This window comes from Solibacillus isronensis (assembly GCF_023715405.1).
Taxonomy (GTDB): Bacteria; Bacillota; Bacilli; order Bacillales_A; family Planococcaceae; genus Solibacillus; species Solibacillus isronensis_B.
The window spans coordinates 1,070,512-1,092,783 of sequence record NZ_JAMBOC010000001.1 but is presented as its reverse complement, the minus strand read 5'-3'; the positions used below and the strand labels follow the sequence as shown (position 1 = coordinate 1,092,783).

General features: G+C 38.9%; 22 protein-coding genes and 1 other annotated feature. Of the genes, 10 read left to right on the top strand and 12 right to left on the bottom strand.

What is annotated here, in order from left to right:
- Positions 1-2: 2 nt before the first annotated feature.
- The 4 genes from M3166_RS05540 to M3166_RS05525 all read left to right on the top strand — a co-directional run bounded on the left by M3166_RS05540 (position 3) and on the right by M3166_RS05525 (position 4,995).
- A complete protein-coding gene (locus M3166_RS05540) occupies positions 3-746 on the top strand; it encodes an amino acid ABC transporter ATP-binding protein (protein WP_285848760.1) in 744 nt (247 codons plus the stop codon).
- A gap of 11 nt (positions 747-757) precedes the next feature.
- Positions 758-1,618, top strand: coding sequence for a cysteine ABC transporter substrate-binding protein (locus M3166_RS05535; protein WP_251688110.1), 861 nt, complete (start codon positions 758-760; stop codon positions 1,616-1,618).
- Positions 1,619-1,981: 363 nt separating this feature from the next.
- Positions 1,982-2,962: a GMP reductase gene (gene guaC, locus M3166_RS05530; protein WP_353056568.1), complete on the top strand. Its 981-nt coding sequence runs from the start codon at positions 1,982-1,984 to the stop codon at positions 2,960-2,962.
- 131 nt (positions 2,963-3,093) lie between these two features.
- Positions 3,094-3,327: a binding site (T-box leader), on the top strand.
- Positions 3,328-3,405: 78 nt separating this feature from the next.
- Positions 3,406-4,995, top strand: coding sequence for a 2-isopropylmalate synthase (locus M3166_RS05525; protein WP_251688106.1), 1,590 nt, complete (start codon positions 3,406-3,408; stop codon positions 4,993-4,995).
- 190 nt (positions 4,996-5,185) lie between these two features.
- Here the strand turns inward: M3166_RS05525 and M3166_RS05520 are convergent, their stop codons facing one another.
- The 6 genes from M3166_RS05520 to M3166_RS05495 form a co-directional block, all read right to left on the bottom strand.
- Positions 5,186-6,181: an LLM class flavin-dependent oxidoreductase gene (locus tag M3166_RS05520; protein WP_251688105.1), complete on the bottom strand. Its 996-nt coding sequence runs from the start codon at positions 6,179-6,181 to the stop codon at positions 5,186-5,188.
- A gap of 61 nt (positions 6,182-6,242) precedes the next feature.
- On the bottom strand, positions 6,243-6,815 hold the full coding sequence (locus tag M3166_RS05515; protein ID WP_251688104.1) for a YdcF family protein: 573 nt from the start codon (positions 6,813-6,815) through the stop codon (positions 6,243-6,245).
- A 64-nt stretch (positions 6,816-6,879) separates the two neighbouring features.
- A complete protein-coding gene (locus tag M3166_RS05510; protein WP_251688103.1) occupies positions 6,880-7,851 on the bottom strand; it encodes a TDT family transporter in 972 nt (323 codons plus the stop codon).
- Between the two features lie 83 nt (positions 7,852-7,934).
- Complete coding sequence (locus M3166_RS05505; RefSeq protein ID WP_251688102.1) at positions 7,935-8,249, bottom strand: DMT family transporter; 315 nt, start codon at positions 8,247-8,249, stop codon at positions 7,935-7,937.
- Positions 8,249-8,587, bottom strand: a complete 339-nt coding sequence (locus tag M3166_RS05500; RefSeq protein WP_251688100.1) for a DMT family transporter — start codon at positions 8,585-8,587, stop codon at positions 8,249-8,251. The genes M3166_RS05505 and M3166_RS05500 overlap by 1 nt, the downstream gene beginning before the upstream one ends.
- 5 nt (positions 8,588-8,592) lie before the next feature.
- Positions 8,593-9,159, bottom strand: coding sequence for a TetR/AcrR family transcriptional regulator (locus tag M3166_RS05495; RefSeq protein WP_251688098.1), 567 nt, complete (start codon positions 9,157-9,159; stop codon positions 8,593-8,595).
- 95 nt (positions 9,160-9,254) lie between these two features.
- Between M3166_RS05495 and M3166_RS05490 the strand changes: the two genes are divergently transcribed.
- Positions 9,255-9,812 carry a DNA-3-methyladenine glycosylase I gene (locus tag M3166_RS05490; RefSeq protein WP_251688096.1) on the top strand — a complete coding sequence of 186 codons (558 nt, stop codon included), beginning with the start codon at positions 9,255-9,257 and terminating at the stop codon, positions 9,810-9,812.
- Positions 9,813-9,989: 177 nt separating this feature from the next.
- Here M3166_RS05490 and M3166_RS05485 read toward each other — a convergent pair whose 3' ends face one another.
- The 5 genes from M3166_RS05485 to M3166_RS05465 form a co-directional block, all read right to left on the bottom strand.
- Positions 9,990-10,253 (bottom strand): glycosyl transferase, encoded by a 264-nt coding sequence (locus M3166_RS05485; RefSeq protein WP_251688094.1) that lies wholly within the window; start codon positions 10,251-10,253, stop codon positions 9,990-9,992.
- 57 nt (positions 10,254-10,310) lie between these two features.
- Positions 10,311-10,493, bottom strand: coding sequence for a hypothetical protein (locus M3166_RS05480; protein WP_251688092.1), 183 nt, complete (start codon positions 10,491-10,493; stop codon positions 10,311-10,313).
- Positions 10,494-10,515: 22 nt separating this feature from the next.
- Positions 10,516-10,995, bottom strand: a complete 480-nt coding sequence (locus M3166_RS05475; RefSeq protein ID WP_251688090.1) for a hypothetical protein — start codon at positions 10,993-10,995, stop codon at positions 10,516-10,518.
- 121 nt (positions 10,996-11,116) lie between these two features.
- A complete protein-coding gene (locus M3166_RS05470) occupies positions 11,117-11,536 on the bottom strand; it encodes a universal stress protein (RefSeq protein WP_251688088.1) in 420 nt (139 codons plus the stop codon).
- 10 nt (positions 11,537-11,546) lie between these two features.
- Complete coding sequence (locus tag M3166_RS05465) at positions 11,547-12,980, bottom strand: SulP family inorganic anion transporter (RefSeq protein WP_251690018.1); 1,434 nt, start codon at positions 12,978-12,980, stop codon at positions 11,547-11,549.
- A gap of 240 nt (positions 12,981-13,220) precedes the next feature.
- Between M3166_RS05465 and M3166_RS05460 the strand changes: the two genes are divergently transcribed.
- Together M3166_RS05460 and yfkAB are read left to right on the top strand one after the other, a co-directional pair.
- Positions 13,221-15,038: a dynamin family protein gene (locus M3166_RS05460; protein WP_251688086.1), complete on the top strand. Its 1,818-nt coding sequence runs from the start codon at positions 13,221-13,223 to the stop codon at positions 15,036-15,038.
- Positions 15,039-15,175: 137 nt separating this feature from the next.
- Complete coding sequence (yfkAB, locus tag M3166_RS05455) at positions 15,176-16,279, top strand: radical SAM/CxCxxxxC motif protein YfkAB (protein ID WP_251688084.1); 1,104 nt, start codon at positions 15,176-15,178, stop codon at positions 16,277-16,279.
- A gap of 112 nt (positions 16,280-16,391) precedes the next feature.
- Here the strand turns inward: yfkAB and M3166_RS05450 are convergent, their stop codons facing one another.
- Positions 16,392-18,326 (bottom strand): right-handed parallel beta-helix repeat-containing protein, encoded by a 1,935-nt coding sequence (locus M3166_RS05450; protein WP_251688082.1) that lies wholly within the window; start codon positions 18,324-18,326, stop codon positions 16,392-16,394.
- Between the two features lie 278 nt (positions 18,327-18,604).
- On the opposite strand from M3166_RS05450, the gene M3166_RS05445 reads away from it, so the two are divergent.
- The 3 genes from M3166_RS05445 to M3166_RS05435 all read left to right on the top strand — a co-directional run bounded on the left by M3166_RS05445 (position 18,605) and on the right by M3166_RS05435 (position 22,074).
- Complete coding sequence (locus M3166_RS05445; RefSeq protein ID WP_251688080.1) at positions 18,605-19,723, top strand: AAA family ATPase; 1,119 nt, start codon at positions 18,605-18,607, stop codon at positions 19,721-19,723.
- A 24-nt stretch (positions 19,724-19,747) separates the two neighbouring features.
- On the top strand, positions 19,748-21,130 hold the full coding sequence (locus tag M3166_RS05440) for a vWA domain-containing protein (RefSeq protein WP_251688078.1): 1,383 nt from the start codon (positions 19,748-19,750) through the stop codon (positions 21,128-21,130).
- A gap of 113 nt (positions 21,131-21,243) precedes the next feature.
- On the top strand, positions 21,244-22,074 hold the full coding sequence (locus tag M3166_RS05435; RefSeq protein ID WP_251690017.1) for a DUF2785 domain-containing protein: 831 nt from the start codon (positions 21,244-21,246) through the stop codon (positions 22,072-22,074).
- The last annotated feature ends 198 nt before the right edge of the window (positions 22,075-22,272 follow it).

Sequence of the window (22,272 nt, the reverse complement as noted above, 5' to 3'; positions counted from 1 at the left end):
ATATGGCAGAACAAATGCCGATTTTACAAATTAATGGCCTTGTCAAAAAATTTGATGACAAAGTCGTCTTAAATGGCATCGACTTGCATGTTGAGCAAGGGAAGGTTATTGCAATTTTAGGGCCGTCTGGTTGCGGGAAAAGCACATTTCTACGCTGTTTAAACGGGCTGGAGGAAGTGCAGAGTGGTGAAATTATCTTTGAAAACCAAAATCTTATTAAAGAAACTTCCAGATGGCGCGAAGTACGCCAAAAAATCGGAATGGTTTTCCAAAGCTATGACTTGTTTCCGAATTTAACGGTGATGGAAAATATTTTATTGTCTCCTACGAAAGTGCAAAAACGTTCGCGACATGAAGTTGAGGCGCAAGCAAATGAGCTGCTTGAACGAGTTGGACTGGCGGATCGTGCAAATGATTATCCGCGCCAATTATCTGGTGGGCAAAAACAGCGAATTGCAATTGTCCGTGCACTTTGTATTAACCCGGAAATTATGCTGTTTGATGAAGTAACCGCTTCTCTTGATCCAGAGATGGTACGGGAAGTATTGGATGTTATCGCGCAGCTGGCCAAGCAGGGTATGACAATGCTTATTGTGACACATGAAATGAATTTTGCAAATCTAGTAGCGGATGAAGTGATATTTATGGATAAAGGAAAGATACATGAACGAGCATCTGCGAAGGATTTTTTCTCAAATCCTAAAACGGAGCGCGCCAAGCAATTTTTGAATATATTACAATTTTAGGAGGAGAAAAATTGAAAAAGATTTATTTATTCTTTTTTGCGGGGATATTAACTTTAGTATTAGCTGCATGTAGTGGTGATAATGAGGCAGTATCAGGTAATGCAATATCAGAAACAGATTCAGCAATTGATAAAATAAAAGAGCGTGGCACATTACGTGTAGCAGTATTTAGTGATAAACCGCCTTTTGGTTACGTTGATTCAAATGGTGACAACCAAGGCTATGACATTTTACTAGCAAAACGTGTTGCGAAAGATTTATTAGGTGATGAGTCAAAAATTGAGTATATCATTACAGAGCCGCAAGCACGTGTTGACTTATTAAAATCAGATAAAGTAGATATTGTTTTAGCAAACTTTACAGTAACACCAGAACGTAAAGAGCAGGTTGATTTTGCCAATCCATATATGAAAGTAGCAGTAGGTGTTGTGTCACCGGAAGGGTCGCAGATTACCTCGGCAGAACAATTAGAAGGTAAAAAACTAATTGTCCCAAAAGGTACCACTGCAGAAACATACTTCATGAAGAATCACCCTGATGTGGAGTTAGTTAAGTATGACCAAATTACAGAGGCTTTTGAAGCGTTAAAAGATGGTCGTGGCGATGCATTGGCACAAGATAATGCACTATTATTCAGCTGGGCAAATAATAATCACGGATTCGTAGTAGCACTGCCAACATTAGGTGAACAAGATTACATTGCACCAGCAGTTAAAAAGGGCAACAAAGATCTATTAGATTGGTTAAATAGTGAGCTTGAAACATTAGGCTCTGAACAATTCTTTACCCAAGCATATGAAGAAACATTGAAGCCAGCATTCGGTGATTCAATTAGTGCGGATGAAGTAGTAGTTGAAGGTAAGACAGAATAAGTAACATTTCCTATTCTAATAAAGCCTAAAGAAATTACAAAACTAGGTAAATCGAAGAAGCTACTGTCTGTATTTTACAGGAAGTAGCTTCTTAATTTGGGTTTAAATAAAGTACTTCTTTTAATTCACAAAATGTTTCTCTTCCTCTGGAGATAAATAATATTATGTTAAATTAACTGTATGTAGCTATTTACAAAGGAATAATCTCAAGAAAATAGCTGAAAATCCGAACGATTAACTTTAATCTAATAAAATAATTCGTTTTTAGGTTGACAACGCTTTCAATGTTTTGTAAAGTAACAGATGTCGAATGATTATTATAAAAACACGAAAAATGTTCGTATTTAGGAGTGTAGTGAAATGATAGATACAGTTTTTGATTATGAAGATATTCAATTAATCCCTGCAAAGTGCATAGTGAAAAGTCGTACAGAATGTGATGCAACAGTAACTTTGGGTAATCATACATTTAAACTTCCGGTAGTTCCGGCAAACATGCAAACAATTATTGATGAGCAATTAGCAGAAAAATTAGCTGCACAAGGCTATTTCTATATTATGCACCGTTTCCAACCTGAAAAGCGTGCGCAGTTTATCCGTGATATGCACAGTAAAGGCTACATCGCATCAATTTCTGTTGGTGTAAAAGATGAAGAGTATACGTTCATCGAAGAGCTGAAAGATGCTCAGCTTGTACCGGACTATATTACGATTGATATCGCACACGGTCATTCAAACCAAGTCATCGAAATGATCGGTCATATTAAAAAGCATTTACCGAACAGTTTTGTTATTGCTGGAAATGTCGGTACTCCTGAAGCAGTACGTGACCTTGAAAATGCAGGTGCGGATGCGACAAAAGTTGGTATTGGTCCAGGTAAAGTGTGTATTACGAAAATTAAAACTGGCTTTGGTACAGGGGGCTGGCAGTTGGCAGCACTTCGCTGGTGTGCAAAAGCTGCTTCAAAACCGATTATCGCGGACGGCGGTATTCGTACACATGGCGACATTGCCAAATCAGTACGTTTCGGTGCATCAATGGTAATGATCGGTTCACTTTTTGCAGGTCATGAAGAATCACCGGGTCAAACCGTGGAAATTGACGGCAAACAAGTGAAAGAATACTTCGGTTCTGCATCGGAATTCCAAAAAGGCGAGCGTAAAAACGTTGAAGGCAAGAAAATGTATGTTGACTCAAAAGGATCGATTTTCGATACGTTAACTGAAATGGAACAAGATCTGCAGTCATCAATTTCATATGCAGGTGGTAAAACATTATCTGCGATTCGTAACGTTGATTATGCAATAGTAAAAAATTCAATTTTCAACGGCGATAAAATTTAACTTATTTTATTGCGCAAAAGAAGTTAGCCCTGGCGGATTTCAACTTCATTATGCTGAATTGAAATTTAAATTTTCTGATAATAAGTGTTGACATTTTATTTCATTGCCGGTAAACTTCATTTCAAGGTAATATCTAGGCAATGATTGGAAGTAGTAAATAGCTTGTATACTTTAAGAGAGCCAGTGGGTGGTGCAAACTGGCAGATACAACTGTTGAACTCGTCCATGAGCTACGACCTGAAATTAGAGTAGGGAAGTCGGAAGTCTCCGTTAAAAGACTGGCAAACTATTTGTCGATAAGTGGAATGTTTCAGCAATGGACATTCAATTTAGAGTGGTACCGCGAGTTTAACCTCGTCTCTATGGAATTTTTCATAGAGGCGAGTTTTTTTATTTTTATTTACTGTTTAAAAATCAATTTGAGAAGAAAAGGGGAAATGAAAATGAGCAGAAAAATTTGGGTTTTTGATACAACATTACGTGATGGTGAGCAAGTGCCAGGGGCTAAACTGAATTTATATGAAAAAGTGGAAATTGCCCAGCAGTTAAAAAAGCTCGGTGTTGATATTATTGAAGCCGGATTCCCAGCGTCTTCACAAGGTGATTTTGATGCAGTAAAAGCTGTGGCGCAAAAGGTCGGCCATAATTCGAATATGATGATTACGGCACTTGCCCGTGCTGTAAAAGATGACATTGATTCTGTTTACAATGCAGTCAAATATGCAAATAATCCGATGATTCATATGGTTCTAGGGACATCCGATATTCATGTGGAGAAGAAGTTCAGTAAATCGAAGGACCAGATTCTGCAAATCGGGGTAGACGCAGTGAAATACGCGAAAACGTTACTGCCGCAAGTACAATATTCAACGGAAGATGCATCCCGCTCTGATTTTGAATACCTTTGGAAAACGATTGAAGCGGTCATGAAAGCCGGAGCAACGATGATTAACGTACCGGATACAGTCGGGTATGCCGAGCCGGAACAGTGGGGCGAGATGATTGCCAAGCTGAACGATCGAATGAAAAACCTGGATGATTCCGTACTGCTTTCAGTTCACTGCCACAACGATTTAGGGATGGCGACTGCCAATACGTTAGCGGCGATCAAAAACGGTGCAGATAAAGTAGAAGTGACGATGAACGGTATTGGCGAACGTGCCGGAAACGCGGCATTAGAAGAAGTGGTTATGGCAATTAAAACACGCGGGGACGTTTACGATGTGTTCACAGATATTAATACAAAGGAAATAATGAATACATCTCGCTTAGTGTCGAGCTTTATGGGACTGGATGTCCAAGTAAACAAAGCGATTACAGGTGACAATGCTTTCGCCCATTCATCAGGTATTCACCAGGATGGCTTACTGAAATCACGTGATGCTTATGAAATCGTTCATCCGGAAGATGTAGGCCTTGATGATATGGAACTTGTCTTAACAGCACGCTCTGGTCGTCATGCAGTAAAAAATGCACTGTCTAAACTGGGATTTGATGATTTTGCGGAAGAAGAGTTTGAAGGCATTTTTGAAAGCTTCCTAAAGCTGGCTGATTCGAAAAAAGAAGTTTACAATCATGATTTATATGTCATTGTTGAAAACTACTATGAAAAAACAGAAAAGAACAATCCGAATAAAGAATCATACTCTGACCAATTTTATGATATTGAAGACTTACAGATTATTTCAAACGCTGCTTTCCCGTCTGCCAGCGTAAAAATCCGCCGCGGAGAAGATATTTTCAAATCAAGTGCGGTCGGCTCCGGTCCGATTGACGCCCTTTACTCAGCGATTGCGGATGTTACTGGAATCAAGGTAAAGCTTGTTGAGTACAATATCAGCTCCGTATCACGCGGCCAAGAAGCATTAGGGAAAGTTAAAATCATTATCGAATACGGCGGGGAAAACTATATCGCAAAAGCAGCAGATACTGATATTTTAAAAGCTTCTGCAATGGCTTATATTAATGCGGTAAACAGCGTCATCGTATCAAAAATCGCCCCGCAACCCGTTACGACGACAGCTACAGTGTAACTAAACAGGTAGAAGTGAATAAGATTTAAAAATGAGAGCCAGTTCAAATTTTACGATAAGTAAAGTTTGGACTGCTTTTTTAGCAGCTTTGTCATTATTATTCTTAGACTGCATTACCAACGGACTATATGTAAAAGAAAAAGGTAGTGCCACTTGAAATTTCAAACGGCACTACCTTATTAAACTATTATTATTTATTAAACTGTTCCATTAATAGACGATAGCTGTTCAGGCGCTGATCAATCGTATATAAATTACAGTTTATCATCGCTTCGTCAAAGCCATAGTATTCCTGTTCTTCTCTAATCTGATTCGCTACTTCCTCAGCAGAGCCGATCAGCATAAGCGGACGGTTTTGCTCCAGAAGCATTTTATCCATCTCAGTAAGCGGGATGTCATTCGCTTCTTCAGGAGAAAGCACGTTTATAATCTTTCCGCGCATTAAGTTAAGACGACTGATCTGCATCGGCATTGATAAGTATTCCGCTTCTTCAGCCGTTTCAGCTACACTGATTGCATAGGTAGTAATAATTTGCGGCTGTTCCATGAAGTACGAAGGCTGGAAACTGTTACGGTATGCATCGAATATCCCTTTAGACATTTGTCCATTGAAGAACTGGGCAAAGGAATAGCCCACACCCGCTTCACCCGCTTTTTTCGCACTTTGTCCGCTTGATCCAAGCAGCCAGCTTTGCGGAAGCTGTATTTTGAAAGGAGCGGCTACAACATTATCATAAACCGCTTCACCTGTACGCTGTTCATTCATTAATTGTAAAATGACTTCGAGTTTATCATATTGTTCCGTCAGATCAGGTCTGCGTCCACTTGCAAGCGCGGTCATTGCGGGCATATCCCCGCCAGGAGCGCGGCCTGCGCCAAAATCAATGCGTCCCGGTGCCAATGCAGCCAATGTTTTGAAAACTTCTGCCACTTTATACGGGGAGTAGTGCATCATCATAATGCCGCCCGTTCCGACACGGATACGCTCTGTTTTCGCAGCTATATAAGCAGCTGTTACTTCAGGCGCAGAGCTTGCCAGTGTTGTTGTATTGTGATGTTCTGCAAACCAGATTCGTTCATAACCGTGCTCATCACCAAGTTGGGCAAGCTTCACTGCATTAGCTAGTGCATCGGTTGATGTCATGCCTTTGGAAATAGGTACTTGATCTAATATACTAAGTTTCATTGAAATTCACCTCAACTGTTCGTTACAGTTTACGATAACGAATTGAACGGCAAATGTAAAATTATTGGCCTCTCGTATAGGCCTTAATGATTGCAAGACGTTCGCGAATACGTGATTTTGTGTTGATGACTTTTGGAGTAGGGGCTGCGACCACATCTGCCTTTAGACCGAGTTTTCGGGCAAGAATTGTTGCACGTTTCAAGTGGAAATCATTTGAAATAATCGTGATGCTCGTTGTATTTTCGGGCAACAGTTTTTTTGCGAACAACAAATTTTCATAAGTCGATGTAGACTGATCTTCCAATAAGACCCTATCTTCAGCAATCCCGTGTTCGATTAAATAGTCTGCCATAACCGACGCTTCTGTACGATCTTCATCAGCACCCTGGCCACCTGTAACAATCGCTTTTAAAGTGGGATATTTTTGCAGATAATCCACTGCCGCATCTAAACGGTTTTTTAATGACAGGGAAGGGATGCCACCTGGTTTTACTTTTGCGCCTAAAATGACAACATATTCATTTGAACCGTCTGCCTCATTTTTTAACGCTGCTTTCATTTCATAGTCAAGCCAGTAGAAAATTAACACGAGTATAATTAGAATAAATAATAGTGCGAAAATAATTCTTTTCAAAAAAATCCCCCCTTTATGTAGTATACGATGCATAAAGGGGGAATGTTTCGCTATTGCGGAACAATTATGAAATGGCTTCTTTTTCTTCTCGGATGACTCTGCGCTGTTGTCGTACTTGTACGGATAAGTAGTTGATATAGCGGATAAAGACGTAAAATACAATTATTGCAGAGAATGTTAATTGAAAATAAAAATACGTTTCCAGCCAGCTTGTCGACATCCCATTTTGCTCGAAATAATGAATGACACCATAAGTGGCAGTCGCAGAAATAACTAATGGGAATGTAAAGGCAGCATAGCTTGGATAAAAAGGCAGCTGTAATGCACTCGGTAATTTCGAGAGTACTAAAAGATACAATATTTGCGCGACAATGAATAATGTCAAAACAATACCGAAATGACTTTCAAACTGCTGGAAATAAGCAGCTAAACTGATCGAAGCGGGTGCAGTTAAAATCGTAAGCATCGGAATCGTAGGCTCCGGCAAATCTTTTCTAATAAATACACGGAAAATAAGAATCGGTACTAACACAATAAAAGCGCATATCGCAAAAATAACAATCGCTTTTGTGAATAGGCCTGAAAGATCACTCGCTGTTAAAGGCAGAACCGCTGTTCCGACAAACATAATAAGCCAGCTTGGATAAATATCCGAAATCGTAATCCGTTTTTTCCAAATAAATGTTCGAATAAAATAAAAGATAATAAAAATTTGAGTCGTTGCAGCAAGAATCCAGATCATATGTATAACGAATTCGCTTATACCGTAATAGTGCAAACCACTACTTATCGATAAAGTCCCCATCGTAAAAGTGGGGGATACTGACGCAATAATCGGATTTTGCATTTCTGCAAGGATACTGGAAAACGCAAAAATCAGTTTTCCAATGATTAATAGAAATAAAAAGATTCCTATAAAAAAACAGACATGACCGAAAGCGGCTTTGTCCATACTTAAAAATAAATTTCCCAATGAAACCAGTCCGAGCATTAGCCCGCTGATTGGAATTGGGACGACTTGAAATAAATTTCTCACGATGGCCTCCAAAATATAACAACAATGTGCACAAACTATGAAAATATACATGAAATGTACACATTGTTTCTACTAAATCCATTCTACTGCGTAATTTTTAATCCGACAACCGCAATAATAATAAACGAAATAAATAGAATTCTCTTCCAGTCTTTGGATTCGTTATAGATAAACATCCCTACAAGGGTGCCGCCGACTGTACCAATTCCTGTCCATACAGCATAAGCAACTCCCATAGGCAATTCCTTCATTGCCATTGAAAGGAGTGAGAAACTGAAAATAAAGGAACCGATTAGAAATGAATAGGAGCCGAGTGACTTTTTCTGGGCAACTTTGTTCATTCCGATGACACCACCGACTTCAAAAAGTCCGGCAAAAATTAAATAAACCCAAGCCATTATGCATCCCTCGTTTCTTCCGGTTCATTTGAAATGAGTTTCAACCCAATAACACCGATTAATAATAATCCGATAAATCCTATTTTCGTTAAGCTAAAGGGCTCGTTGAAAATGACCGTTTCCGCTATGACTGTACCGGCCGTACCAATTCCCGTAAATACCGCGTAAACGGTAGCGACCGGCAGTTTCTCTGTTGCGATGATTAAAATATAAAATGATACAACGATCAATGCGGCAACGCCGACCCATAGCCACACTGTATTTGCGTATTTCAGTCCCATTGCCCAAACAATTTCAATGATGCCTGCCAATAGGACGAGTATCCAGTATTTTGTCATGATGTCTACACCTCAGCTCTTATTCCTCTGTAAAATATTGTCCATCCAGCCTGCAAACGCTTTTCACAACGTTCACTGCCACCATATAGCATTTCGACATAAAGGCTATCAAGCAATGCCAAAAAACCAATTGCTGCTTTATTTGCAGAAACGGACAATTTTTGTTCTTTTAAATAATCCGTGAACAGCCTTTCTAATTCGTCTAAATAGATGTAGGTTTGTTCACTTAATAGCTGCTCCAAATGCTGTGGCATTAAGAAAATCGAACGCATGAAAAATTTAGTTTCCGCAATGGATTCAAAGCGTTGTGGAAAAGACTGCAGAAATGGCAGCAATACTTTTTCGACAGAAAGTTGTTGATGCTTTTCGATAAATTCTTTTGCAAATAACAGTTCAGCTTCCATTGCCTGTTTCGAAATTGATAAATAGAGCGCATCTTTACTTTTAAAATACGTATAGATCGATTGTTTCCGTATTCCTACTTCTTCTGCGATCTGGGCCAGTGATCCGCCACTGTATCCGTGTTCGCTGAAATTAAGCAGAGCGGCTTGTATTATTTTCTCTTTAGTCACAATATCACCTTCCTGACGTTCGTAAGGTAAGAGTAACAAAAATTGTTTGCGATTGCAAACGAGTTGGATTACAGTGATTAAAAAGAGGTGAGGACATGGAGCGTTGCAGTTGGGTCAAGCTGGATGAACCTGTATATGTGAAATATCATGACGATGAGTGGGGCGTGCCCGTTTATGACGACCGGAAGTTGTTTGAAATGCTTTGTCTTGAAGGGGCACAGGCAGGCTTAAGCTGGCTGACAATATTAAAAAGAAGAGAAGGGTATTTGGCGGCATTTGATCAGTTCGACGCGGAAAAGATTGTACAATATGATGAAGAAAAACTTGAAGCATTAAGAAATGACGAACGCATTATCCGCAACCGGCTGAAAATCAAAAGTGTTGTCACGAATGCAGAAAGCTTTTTGGCTATTCAAAGACAATATGGCTCCTTTTCGAATTATATTTGGTCTTTTGTCGACGGCAAGCCGGTGATCAATTCATGGGAATCATCCGCACAAGTACCTATTACGACAGAAACAAGCGATCGTATGAGCAAGCAACTGAAAAAAGACGGATTCAAATTTGTCGGCAGCACAATATGCTATTCCTATATGCAGGCAGTTGGCATGGTGAATGACCATACAACGAATTGCCACTGTTTCAAAAGGTAAAAGAGGGGGCGGGCTCCAACAGGAAACGAATGCGGAGTTTCTAACCCCAGTTTTTAGAAATAATCGATTTGAGGATTATATAGCCCGAAGTGAGGATTATTTTGCCGGAACTGAGGATTATATTTTGGATCAGCATAATTTAACCAGATAACTTTTAAAACAGGCTGTAGCAGAAGTTTAAGGTACATTCGGTTCTGCAGATATTAAAACAGCCTTTTTACTTTTCTTGACTTCGTAATTAAAAAAATATTCTTTCTCTACTTCAAAAGAATAATCATTAGTTTTTGGAATAACGAGTTCTTTTGTTTCTCCACCCCAATTTTGAATGATAATCGAATTCTCCTTAATTTCCTTCACAGTAGCAAACTCTGCAACTACAGTATTGCTGCAACCAAACCAAATAATAACAGGAACAATGAGTAATAAAAGTAGTTTTTTCAAAATTATCTCCTCTGTATGGATTTTACTAATTTATTTACGCATTCACGTTAAATAAAATTAGAACAATAAATGTTGAAAAAGGGATACAGTTAATAGAATTGCCGATAAAGTTCCTGCGGATAATAAAGTGATCATCTTTCGTTTGTTCACCGCTTTTGTAGGCTTTGTAGCTTCTTTAGATACAGTAATCCATATCATAGTTGAAACTATGGCTAGTATTATTAGAGCATCATTGGACATAAATAGTTCCTCCCCAGTAATTCTAGTTTTTTATCGCTTGTTCTACATATGCTAAAAAATTTTTATAGTTGGATTTACCATCAAAATATTGCTTCACTTCATAAATGGGACACAATATGTGATCCAATTTTTTAGAATAAAGAACAGATTCATCGTCTACACTCAATCCATAATTATTTAGATGTTCGGTATTTTCTTGAATCGAATTAAAATCAAACCAGCGATATTGCCCGTCTTTGTGATTTTTAATTACTTCGCCTAAATAGGCACCAATACGTGTGATGAAATTTTCTGAATGCTCTTTCAAAAGCTGCTGTCCAAATTCTGTATGGATTAACCGTTCAGCATACTCATTAACGAGACGAACACTATCTATTGAAAAATCCAAATTAGCTTTCGTTAAATGTTCCTGATCCCATTGATCTGGTGAAACATCTTTAAATAACAATTCCGCATTAGATTTCTTACCATTTTTAATTAGTTTGGGCTTTAAGAAAAACACAGTTCCCACCTCATCCTGAATTTGACATGTTGACTCCAATTATATCAGATATACATAAAAAAAAGACAAAACATATTAGTCGCTCTAAAAATGTTTTGTCTTTTCTCTGTTTAGTTTTCCCTTACTTCACAAGCATTGCAGGGCATTGGACGCGCTTCATCACTTTATGTGATACGCTGCCTAGCACCATTTCCTGCAGGCTGTTTAAGCCGCGGCTGCCGATCACCACTAAATCCACATTTTGCGTGTTGGCAAATTTGATGATTTCAGGTCCTGGTGAGCCGTGAATGATTTCCACCTTATAATGGACTTGATTCCCGTTGAACAGTTCCTCGATTGGCACGAGCTTTCGACGACGTTCCATGTAAAGACTTTCGATGGAGCTTGAATGCAATACATCCGTTTTCGCTTTTTCCATATCAATGATAAAGATGATTGTCACCAATGTTTCAGCATTTATTTGGGCTATTTTTAAAGCTTCTTTTGCTGCACGTATCGAGTTTTGCGAACCATCAGCGGCCAGTAAAATATGTTGATACATAAGCCACCTCCTAATCGATTAATGTCGTACCGGTTAACTTCTTCAATAGCTGTTTACTTGACTCATCAATATTCAAGTAGGTTACTTCTATATTTTTCGCTTTCAACTGGTCTTTCACCTTCATTAAAGCACCGATTGCCGAATCATCCCACACTTTACATAGTGAAAAATCGATGACAATTGATGACTGCTCATTTTGAACCGTTTTGAAATAGTCGATAAATCCTTCTGTTGAAGCGAAGAATAGTTGCCCTTTGACAAAGTATGTTTTCCCTTGCTTTGAAATACTTACACGTGAGATTTCGTTGACGAAAAACAGTGCACTGACAATAATACCGGCTACAACACCTAACGCTAAGTTATGTGTATACAGGACAACCGCGATTGTCAGAAGCATTACAAACACATCTTTTTTCGGTGCTGTCACAGCATATTTGAATGATTGCCAGTCAAATTGGGTAATACATACAACAACCATTACACCAGCAAGTACCGGCATTGGAATTTGAACGACATAATCGCCCAGAACGAGTATTAAAAACATTAAAAATACACCAGCAACAAAAGTGGAGAGTCGGCCACGTGCGCCGGATTTTACGTTAATCACGGATTGTCCGATCATCGCACAGCCGGCCATACCACCGAAGAAACCGTTAATAACATTGGCAATCCCTTGTCCGCGCGCTTCTTTATTTTTATCACTTTCAGAAGCCGTCATATCGTCCAAAATTGATGCTGTCAATAATGATTCGACCAATCCGACAACAGCTAAAGCCAACGAATAAGGTAAAATAATCATCAACGTTTCTAAGTTAAACGGAATATCCGGAATTAAAAATGTTGGCAGTGATTGTGTAATTGTTCCCATATCTCCGACTGTATTTAAATTAAAGCCTGAATAAATGGCTACTGCCGATAAAATTACAACAGCAATAAGAGGGGCAGGGATCCCTTTAATGACAAAAGGGATTGCGTAAATAAGTGCAATTGTCGCAAGCAGGAATGCCCAAGTAACGAAGTCGCCACCAATAAAGTGCGGTGTTTGAGCCATGAATACTAAAATCGCTAATGAGTTAACAAAACCGATCATGACTGCATTTGGAATAAACTTCATCAGGCGTGCTATTTTCAGCATTCCGAAAATGATTTGGATAATTCCAGTTAAAATCGTTGCAGCGAGTAAATACTGCAACCCATGGTCTTTTACAAGCGAGACGATAACGAGGGCCATCGCTCCTGTTGCAGCGGAAATCATCGCAGGACGACCACCGACAAAGCTGATTGTTACAGCGATTACAAATGAGGCATAGAGTCCGACCATCGGATCTACACCGGCTAAAATAGAAAAAGCAATTGCTTCAGGGATGAGGGCCAGTGCGACAACAAGTCCTGCCAGCACATCTGAGCGTACATTCCCAAACCATTGCTCACGGATATTGTACATATATTGTGTAGCTCCTTTTAAATATTCTTCTACTATAATAGCACGCAAATCATGCCCGGCAATAGCAACATTATGATGAAATTTAATTCCCTCTATAAATTTTCCGTGTGTTAATACCTAGTCAGCGTTGTATTGATTAAGTATGAGGAACCAATTATTTCGATTTTCGTAATTACTTCTCCACATGGAAATCACTGCGTTTATAATAGAATAACAATTGTTTGTAAAGGAGTGACCCGTATGACTGAGCGATTCAGCGAACAGCTAAACAACTTTGATGAACATAATCCGTTGGAACAATTAATTGAACGGTTAAAACCTTTGCATAGTATTCTGTCTCAAAATAGTTATGTAAAAGATACGACATCCCGTTTAAAACAGATTATAGATGATGCTGACAGTCAGCCAATCGTGCTCTTTCTAGGAAAAGAGCGGGTTGGGAAAACGACAGTAATCAACAGTTTAATCGGCAGAAATCTGCTGGAAGACCGCCCCACAGAACCGACGAGGACCAATACATTTTTAAAATACGGTAATGAGGAATATATAAAAGCTGTATTTTTAAATGGAATGGTAGTGACATTTGATATTGCCAACCTTTCACTATTCACCATTTCAAATACGGAAAGTGCACAAATAATTCGTAAGCACCTGGATTATTTGGAAGTGTATATAACTTGCGAGCTGTTAAAGAAAGTGACAATTGTTGACTCGGTTGCGCTGGAAGCAGGCGCAAATAATACAGCATACTTTTCACCAGCTCTATTACAGCGCTGTAATGAAGTTTTCTGGGTATTGCAAGCGGGTTCACCTGCTACGGAAGCAGAATTGAATTTTATCGAAAAGCTGAACAAAATGGGAATTACTGCTCATTTAGTCGTAAACGGGATTGACCAGGTAGATGGGGAAGTGGAAAACTTTCTTGATATGGAGAAAGAACGTTACGGCTATTTTATAGGAGAGGATGTACCAGTATCGGCTTTACAGGCCCAGGAAGCACGTAATACGAACAGCACACAGCTGCTTATTGATTCACGCATTACACAGCTGTCACAACTGATGTTCCAGTTAATTGATAACAAGCAAAAAAAGACGCGACATATAACAGAGCGGTTTATACAATGGCTGGAACGTCTCCGTATAGAAATTAATACAATTCCTGCAAGAGAACCGTATATTTCGGCATTTGAATATGTCATACAGCATCAAAGTGATTTTCATAGTGATGCAGCTCAATTACAAAAGGATAAAGCGCTCATCGACTCTCTTGACAAACAATATGAATCGGTTAGTAAAGTGTTCAAAGAAGTACAAACTCTTTTTCAGCTTTTACAGACACTGAATGGCCATTCCTATTTACGCGATCCAATCATCGATATGTATGAGGAAATGGCGGTACTTTATCAAAAAAATGTACGTGATTACCGAAAATTGCATGTAGAATATTCAATGGAATATGGACAACTTGAAAAGCAGTTCAAAAAACAAACGGGGACGTCGCTCAAATTCCCGTTAGAAGAGAGTGAACTTACACCGTTTTTGTCCGAGCATATTCAAACGTTAAATAAAGTCCAAAAAAATTGTGAACAAAAACTGGTGCTCATTAAAAAATACGAACAATTTGTACTGGAAAAACTGGATTCAGTACAAAGTCGTCTGAACGAGCTGGTGGAAAACCAATTATTATCAATACACAATCAGTTAAACGAATTGGAATCGAAACGCATTCGTGAACGGGCCAACATGACAGCCTCTGTAAATAAACTGGCCGAATTCAATTGCATTGCCGAAGCACAAAGCTTTATAAAAGATGCACTAGAGCCTCTTTTATTGGAAAGAGTACTGCCGATTAAAGAGCAGGAAAAAATGCAAATTCAACAGACGATTAATCATCTTGTTACGGTTGATTTTACGTATGAAACACCAATTGCAACAGAACCGGATGAAATATTGGAACCGCTGAATTTGAAAGAAAAATATCAACTGTTTGAGCTGCGGTTAACCGAAGAAGATATTATCTCGGATATTCCGGAATTACCTGAAAAAATCGAATTTTAAAAAATTGGCTGCGCGGGATTTTTAACTCGTGCGGCCATTTGCTTTTTAAGGGAGTGCTGCGAATTCCTTGTAAACAATAGCCTTTCCAATGCAAAGTTTTTATGAGAAAATTGTACTCGCAGAAAGGAAGTATTTAAATGAATACAATTTTTAAACCTCATGATGAATGGGAACCATATATTGATATCGACCAACATGGTAAGCTAACTTTATCTAATATAGAGTTTACGACAACAAACTTATGTAATATGAGATGCTCTCATTGTGCAGTAGGATATACGTTATTGACAAAAGAATTACCGGCCATCCCGGCAGATGAAATTATTCGTAAACTGGAAGAGGTTGAAACGTTACGAACAATGAGTTTTACAGGTGGAGAACCACTATTAACTAAAAAGGGAATTAAGGATAACCTGTTACCGCTATTGAAATATGCGAAGAGCAGGGGGATAAAGACACAAATCAACTCCAACCTTACATTACCGATGTCTCATTATGAGCTGGTTGCACCTTATTTAGATGTCATGCATATTTCGCACAACTGGTGTGATGAAAAGGAATTTGTTGAAACAGGATTCGCGATGATGGAAAAAACGCCGTCAGTTGAATATAGAGGGAACTTATATCGCAATATTTTTGACAATGCAAGAGAACTATCAAAAGGCGGCATGTTCGTTTCCGCAGAAACAATGTTAAACCGCAACACAGTGCCGTTTATGGAGAAAATCCACCATGAAGTAGCCAATGAAATGCTATGTAAACGACATGAGATTCACCCGATGTATGCAAGTGATTTTGCTGAAAGCTTAGAAACGATCGGTTTGGATGAATACAGAACAGTTATCAATGAAATCCTGGATTACAGAAATAAAGATATTTGGGTTTTATTCGGAACATTGCCGTTCTATCCGTGCAGCCGTGATGAGCGCGATATCGCATTAATCAACCGAATCAATAATGCATCGAATACAACAATGAGAAATGATGTTGACGGTCGTTCAAGAATGAACCTGAATATATTCTCAGGGGATATTTCGGTTACCGATTTCTCGGATGACGGTCAAGCATTCGGTAATATTAAAAATGAATCATTAACTCAAATCTATAAAAGATGGCTAGATTCAAATATTTCCAAATCGATCAATTGTCATTGTCCTGCGGTGAAATGTTTAGGGGCAAACGTCATAGTTAAAAACATGTATTATCCGTCTACTGAATTTGTCAGTGGGATTGTGAAATAAATAATTTAAATACAACAATCTATCCAGATGTGGGTAGATTGTTTTTTATTTTTTGTTTCACCAATACTAAAAAACCTACCTGCAACAGAAAAAGTCGCAGGTAGTAATGTCATTAGCTGATTTCATCAAGATTCGATGAAATTTCGCTGTTATTTTCACTGTAAAACTTTGAACCGAACGAGTTGTCGACCATTGTTTCGGACAGATAAATTTTCGAATAGTTGACCGCCTGGATGTTGAAATCAAACTTCGCATTTTGAATAATGCATTTCGAAGCATGGAGAACCGATTTGTTTTGTACAAATATATCGGATTCATGGCCTTCAATAATCTGTGTTGTGTTCAGCTCAACAGAAGATTCGGAGTCAATCCATAACTGGGAATACATATGATTGGAAATGAACGTATCCTGAATCAACGCCTCTGCATGGTTTTCAATTATTAAACCGTTCCGTTCACCTTCCATCAACTCGCTGTCTTTTAACACAAGAGAACTGTCATTGATGATGATTTGCGGCATTTTATGACAAGAAATTTGGCTTTCGATAATATGAACCGATGCATCTTTCATCGCCACAATCCCGTTCGTTTCGCCGCCGCTAATTTGGGAATGCTGAATTGTGGCATTCGTATTGCCGACCATTTCAATTTGAATTCCCGTGCCATCTTTCACAACCGATTCGGTTACTTCAAGTTCACATGCATCCATGACAAAGATACTTTTGCCGCCGATTAATTCGCTTTGGTAAATCGTTACCGTACTGTTATTTTTCCCGGCTATATGTGCTAGGTCATTATGATTGAAATGGCAATTGTCCACAGAAGTTTTCGCATGATTGACCGCTAAAATGCCATTGCCTTTATTATGGTGTACCGTCGTATTTAACAGGAATAATTCCGCTTCCATTACCGTTAGCGCCGCATTTTTATGACCTGTAATCGTACTGGAAACAATCGAACATGAAGCACCTTTTTCTGTATAAACTCCAATCTGTTTTCCTTCCTGAATTGTCGCATCTTTTATTGTACAAATGGAGTTATCAGTAATGAAAAGCTGCGGCAGCACATTATAGGCAAACACCGTACTATTGAAGTTTGCGACCGATTTTTCCTTTATATGAATCCCGACGCCTTGGCAGCTGTATACTTCACAGTTCGTCATATTTAGGAAAGACTCGAGCAACAGCTGGACATTTGCGATTTTATGAAAAGCAATCAATGTATTCTCGATCATTGCTTCAGAATAGTCCCGTAAAATAATACCGGATTCATTGCCGTATTGTATTTGGCAATCTGTCACGTTTAGGGAACTTCTTTGCAACCAGATTTGGGGAAGGTGGTGGTGTTGGATTGCTGTTTTCGTTAAATGAATGTTTGAATGGTCTGATGCATATATACCATTACCTTCGCCATGCAGAACTTCGCAGGCATCCATTTCCAATAGGGCATGGTCCTGGATAATGAGCTGTGTGCCGGAATGATGCTGGACTTTCACACGAGTTAAATATGCCCTTCCATGAGATTTAACCCAAAGTGCCTGATTCGCTTTTGAAAGGGTACAATCCGTTAAATGAAGCATTGAATTTTCCGCTAATATATGAACTTTTTTATTGTTTTCAAAGTGACAATGTTCAAACTGGGCTGCACTATTGTAAATCAATGTCACTGCCGCATCCGATGCATCCTTGAATGTTGTTTTTTCACAATGTAATGTTCCGCCGTTCATTGCTAACAGTACATTCGTACGTCCACCTTGAATTACACAGTTTTTTAATATAATTTTACCTTCGACATAAATTTGCGTTGTAGGTTGAATCGTCATGTTTTCAAATGTGACTGTCGCAGATTCAGCGATCACGATAGATCCTTTTAAGCAGACAGTTGCATCCTTTTGCGCTGCAACCGTTCTGTTTTCCTCAAAAGTTAAAGTTTCTTTATATGTCCCGGATGCAACGATAATTTCATCATGGCTCGTTGTTCGTTGCACTGCTTTTTGAATAGTTTTAATGCGTGAAAAAATTGAAGATGACACTCTTACTGCCGCCATACGATTCCTCCTACCAAACATGCTATATGTAATATGTTCACGTAAAATAACAAAATTAATCATTTGCAATTAAAATTGTGTAAAAACATGAAAATAATATTACCTTTGCTCTTACTAAAATAGTGCAAAGTCACCTGAAATATTCCTAGTTCTTTAAAGGAAGAAATATGACAGGCAAAAGGTTTAAAAAACGTACAGGAAGTGTAACGTTATTAGGAGAGGATTACATAAATGTGCGGGTAAACGGATTTACGTAAAAAGGGAAAGGTGGTCAATCAATGTGTGAACAGCTGCAAACGATCCGTCAGCAACTGAATGAATGTTTTTATGATCGGGAAGAAGAAATTGAAGCCTTATTAATTGCCCTATTATCACGGCAGCACCTTTTATTTATCGGTCCAGCGGGGACGGGGAAAAGTGTGTTATCGTCCATGCTTGGTTCAATTGTTGAAGGGAGTCATTGTTTCCAGCATTTATTGACGCCTTTCAGTACACCTGAAGAATTGTTTGGTGTGCTTTCTTTAAAAGATTTGGAGCAGGGAATTTATAAACGGAATGTGACTAATATGCTGCCGGAAGCCCATTTTGCGTTTATTGATGAAATCTTTAAAGCAAACTCCGCGATTTTGAATTCACTGCTGACACTAATCAATGAACGAATTTATTATAACAACGGGGTTCCGATTGCTTCTCCACTTTTGACGATGGTCGGTTCATCCAATGAATATATCGAAGAAGGGGAAGGGCTGGAGGCATTATTCGACCGTTTTTTGCTGCGCTATGAAGTTAATTATATTCGCGAAGAAGAAGCCTTTATTGCAATGTTAAAGGACGATAGCGAAAAGGAAGTAACGAAAATAACATTGGACGAGCTTTATGAACATCAGCAAAAGACGAAACAGATTGCGATTTCAGATACGATTTTTAAAGTACTTGCTAAAATTAGGCAGGCGCTTCAAGATGAAGGCATTCGTCCGTCCGATCGACGTTTTAAACAGTCACTGTCAGTTTTAAAAGCAAAAGCGTATTTAGACGGGCGGACAGAAGTGATCCGGGAAGACTTGCCGATTTTGACGAATATTTTATGGGAAACGGTTGAACAAAAATCATTAACAGAACAAACCATTAAAGAAGTGGCCTTTGATACGGTCGAAGCGTTTATTCACAGGACATCGACAGAGTTTGAGATGATTATTTTAACTGCGAGAAATGCGATGCTTCAAAAATCCCCGTTTGCCAAATCGGAGCTGAGTCAACTGCTCCTGCAAGGGAAAACATTATTTATGGAAGTACAAAATATGAGCCGTCAAATCCCGAGTCGTCCGGAATTAAACAGTCTCAAAACGGAAATGCATAAACAATTACTTCGAATAACTTCAGATGTTATCGGGTTTTAAAGAATACAGAAGGTGGGATGCTCTTTGAGTGAGAACATACATGTAATCTACAGCCGAACTGTTTTTGAGGGGAGCACTGAGCAAAAGACACGGTTTAACGAATTGTTGAAAATGGCCACTTTGTTGAATGACAGCAGCATTGCAGGGGAAAAAATTGTTCCCGGCTTTACGAATATCATCGGGGATTGCTGGCATGCTTTCTATTATAAAGCACCTGTACTAAATAAAAATGCAAAGCAACTGGACAAAATGCAATATGATTTTATGAAAGAGCTGCTGAAAAATGAAGAGTACATCCAATGGCATGAGCTGACAAAAGGTGACGAGCTGTTAAGTGTCCTTACTTCCGTCAGCATTGCAGAACAGCTTCTTAAAAGCTTTCAATATTATGAGGAACAGAAAAACCCATTTCAGATCGAGCAACTGGAAGCCTTTCAAAATCAGCGACAAAGCCCGAATATGACAAACGATTTACCGGAAAAAAGGGAATATTTAAAGCAGTTATCGAAAACGTCTATCGGCATGATGCTGCAGCAAAACAAAAAGAATATTCATCATACAAAAACAGCAGTCATGAAAGTCGGGACGATGGACGGCAAAAAAATGGATCAAGTTCCTTTAAGCGATCAGTTTAAACTGGCGAGAATGATTAGCGAGCGAAAGGAATTGCATAAAATTGCCGAATTAGTCGGCCGTTTTAAAAAAATTGCGACAAGAAAGCAGAAGTCTAAACAAGACGAGACGATTCAGCATCAATCGGTGACTTTTGGTCATGAGCTATCCCGATTGTTGCCGGCTGAATTGGGCAACTATATGTTAGGATATAGCAAGCTCGATTTTTTAAAGCGGTTAAGCGAGCAGCAAACACTCGTTTTTAATAAGAAGGGGAAAGATCGTCAAGGAAAAGGACCGATTATTGTATGCATGGATGAAAGCAGTTCCATGACATCAATTAAAGCCCAAAGTAAGGCGTTTTGTATTGCCTTGCTGAACATCGCTAAAAAACAGAAAAGAGATTTTGCGATTATTCCTTTTGCAACAAATGTGGGGGAAATTAAATTTTTCCGAAAAGGTCAGGCAAAGACGCAGGACCTCATTCAGTTCAGTGACAGCTTCATCGGTGGCGGTACAAATTATGAGCTGCCATTACGTGAAGCATTGAAGCTATTAAAGAAAAGCGAATTTAAAAAAGCGGATTTGCTGTTCGTAACAGACGGGTCCAGCTTTTTACCATCACGTTTTATAGAGGAATTTGCACACACAAAAAAGCTGAAGCAATTTGAATGTACTTCCATAGTTTTAACAAATTTATTCAATACCGTCGATCTGAATGTTGTCGAGCGCTTCTCGGATCGTGTTATTGAAGTAAATGAATTATTTGAAGCAGAAGATGCATTTGTTTTATAAAAACGGGTATATTCAGAAGGTGTGCGTCTATTAGAAGAGCTTTTACCTAGTCAAATGATCATACGTCTCTTACAATATTGTTATGCATTTGGTTAGGAGGCGTCTTTTTGTTAGTGGAGGATTATGAAAAGTTTTTTGAAATGACGACGGAAGAGCGAAAACAATCTATTCAGGAGCACCCGTCGATACTGAATGATATACTGGAGACAATCGGTCATGAAGAAGCAGCAATCCGTGACCAGCTGAATTACCGCCTGTTCATTTTGCTGTTGTCGGAAAATGCACTCGGTGAGACAGTTATTGCCGATTTTGTGAGCAAACTTTCTTCAACAGACGGATTACTTTATAAAGTTGGCGAAAAGGGGACATCTTCTGTTTTTCAGCGTTCCTATGCGGCTCTTTATTTAGCGGCAATCGTGAATGCGGATCGACAGCTTGTCATTTTATCGAGTGAGCAGTTGGAGCTCCTTGCACAAAATGCGGTGGCGCTATTAACGAAGGAGCAGGATTTGCGAAGCTTCGTCGATCCGAAGTCGGGCTGGGCGCATAGCGTTACAAATACAACGGAGTTAATTAACGCCATTATTGCGCATCCGCTTTATCCGATTCGCTTTACGGCTCAAATATTGCAGGCAATCCGCGCAAATATTTGGAAGGGCTATGTATTTGTCGATGATGAAGAAGAACGTTTCTGCAATATCATTCAGGCATTGTTAGCTAAAAACATCGACGAAGAACTGTTTATAGAATGGTTTGAACAGCTGTTTGACCAGCTGGAAATGGTCGCCTATGAGCGCGGCTATGATGCACTTTGGTTTAAAGCTAGAACAAACCAGCTGAACATGGCAAAAACGCTCTACTTTTATTTGAAATTTGCCAATCGGAATGAAAAATTGCGCAGTATTGTGTCCACGCTCATTCAGCGCTGGCTCAAATTAAACTAGTAACATTATTTTAGTACAATAATATATTTAAATTTATTCAAATTTATACACATATGTACTAAAAAATATGCCATTTAAAATACAATCTGAAATTGTTGAGGAATACTGTGTGAGAAGAACTTTCTGACAAAGTAGGATTTCTGAAGGTATTGCAGAAGAAAAGGGCATTTCCGATAGGTCATAATTTTAACTTATCGC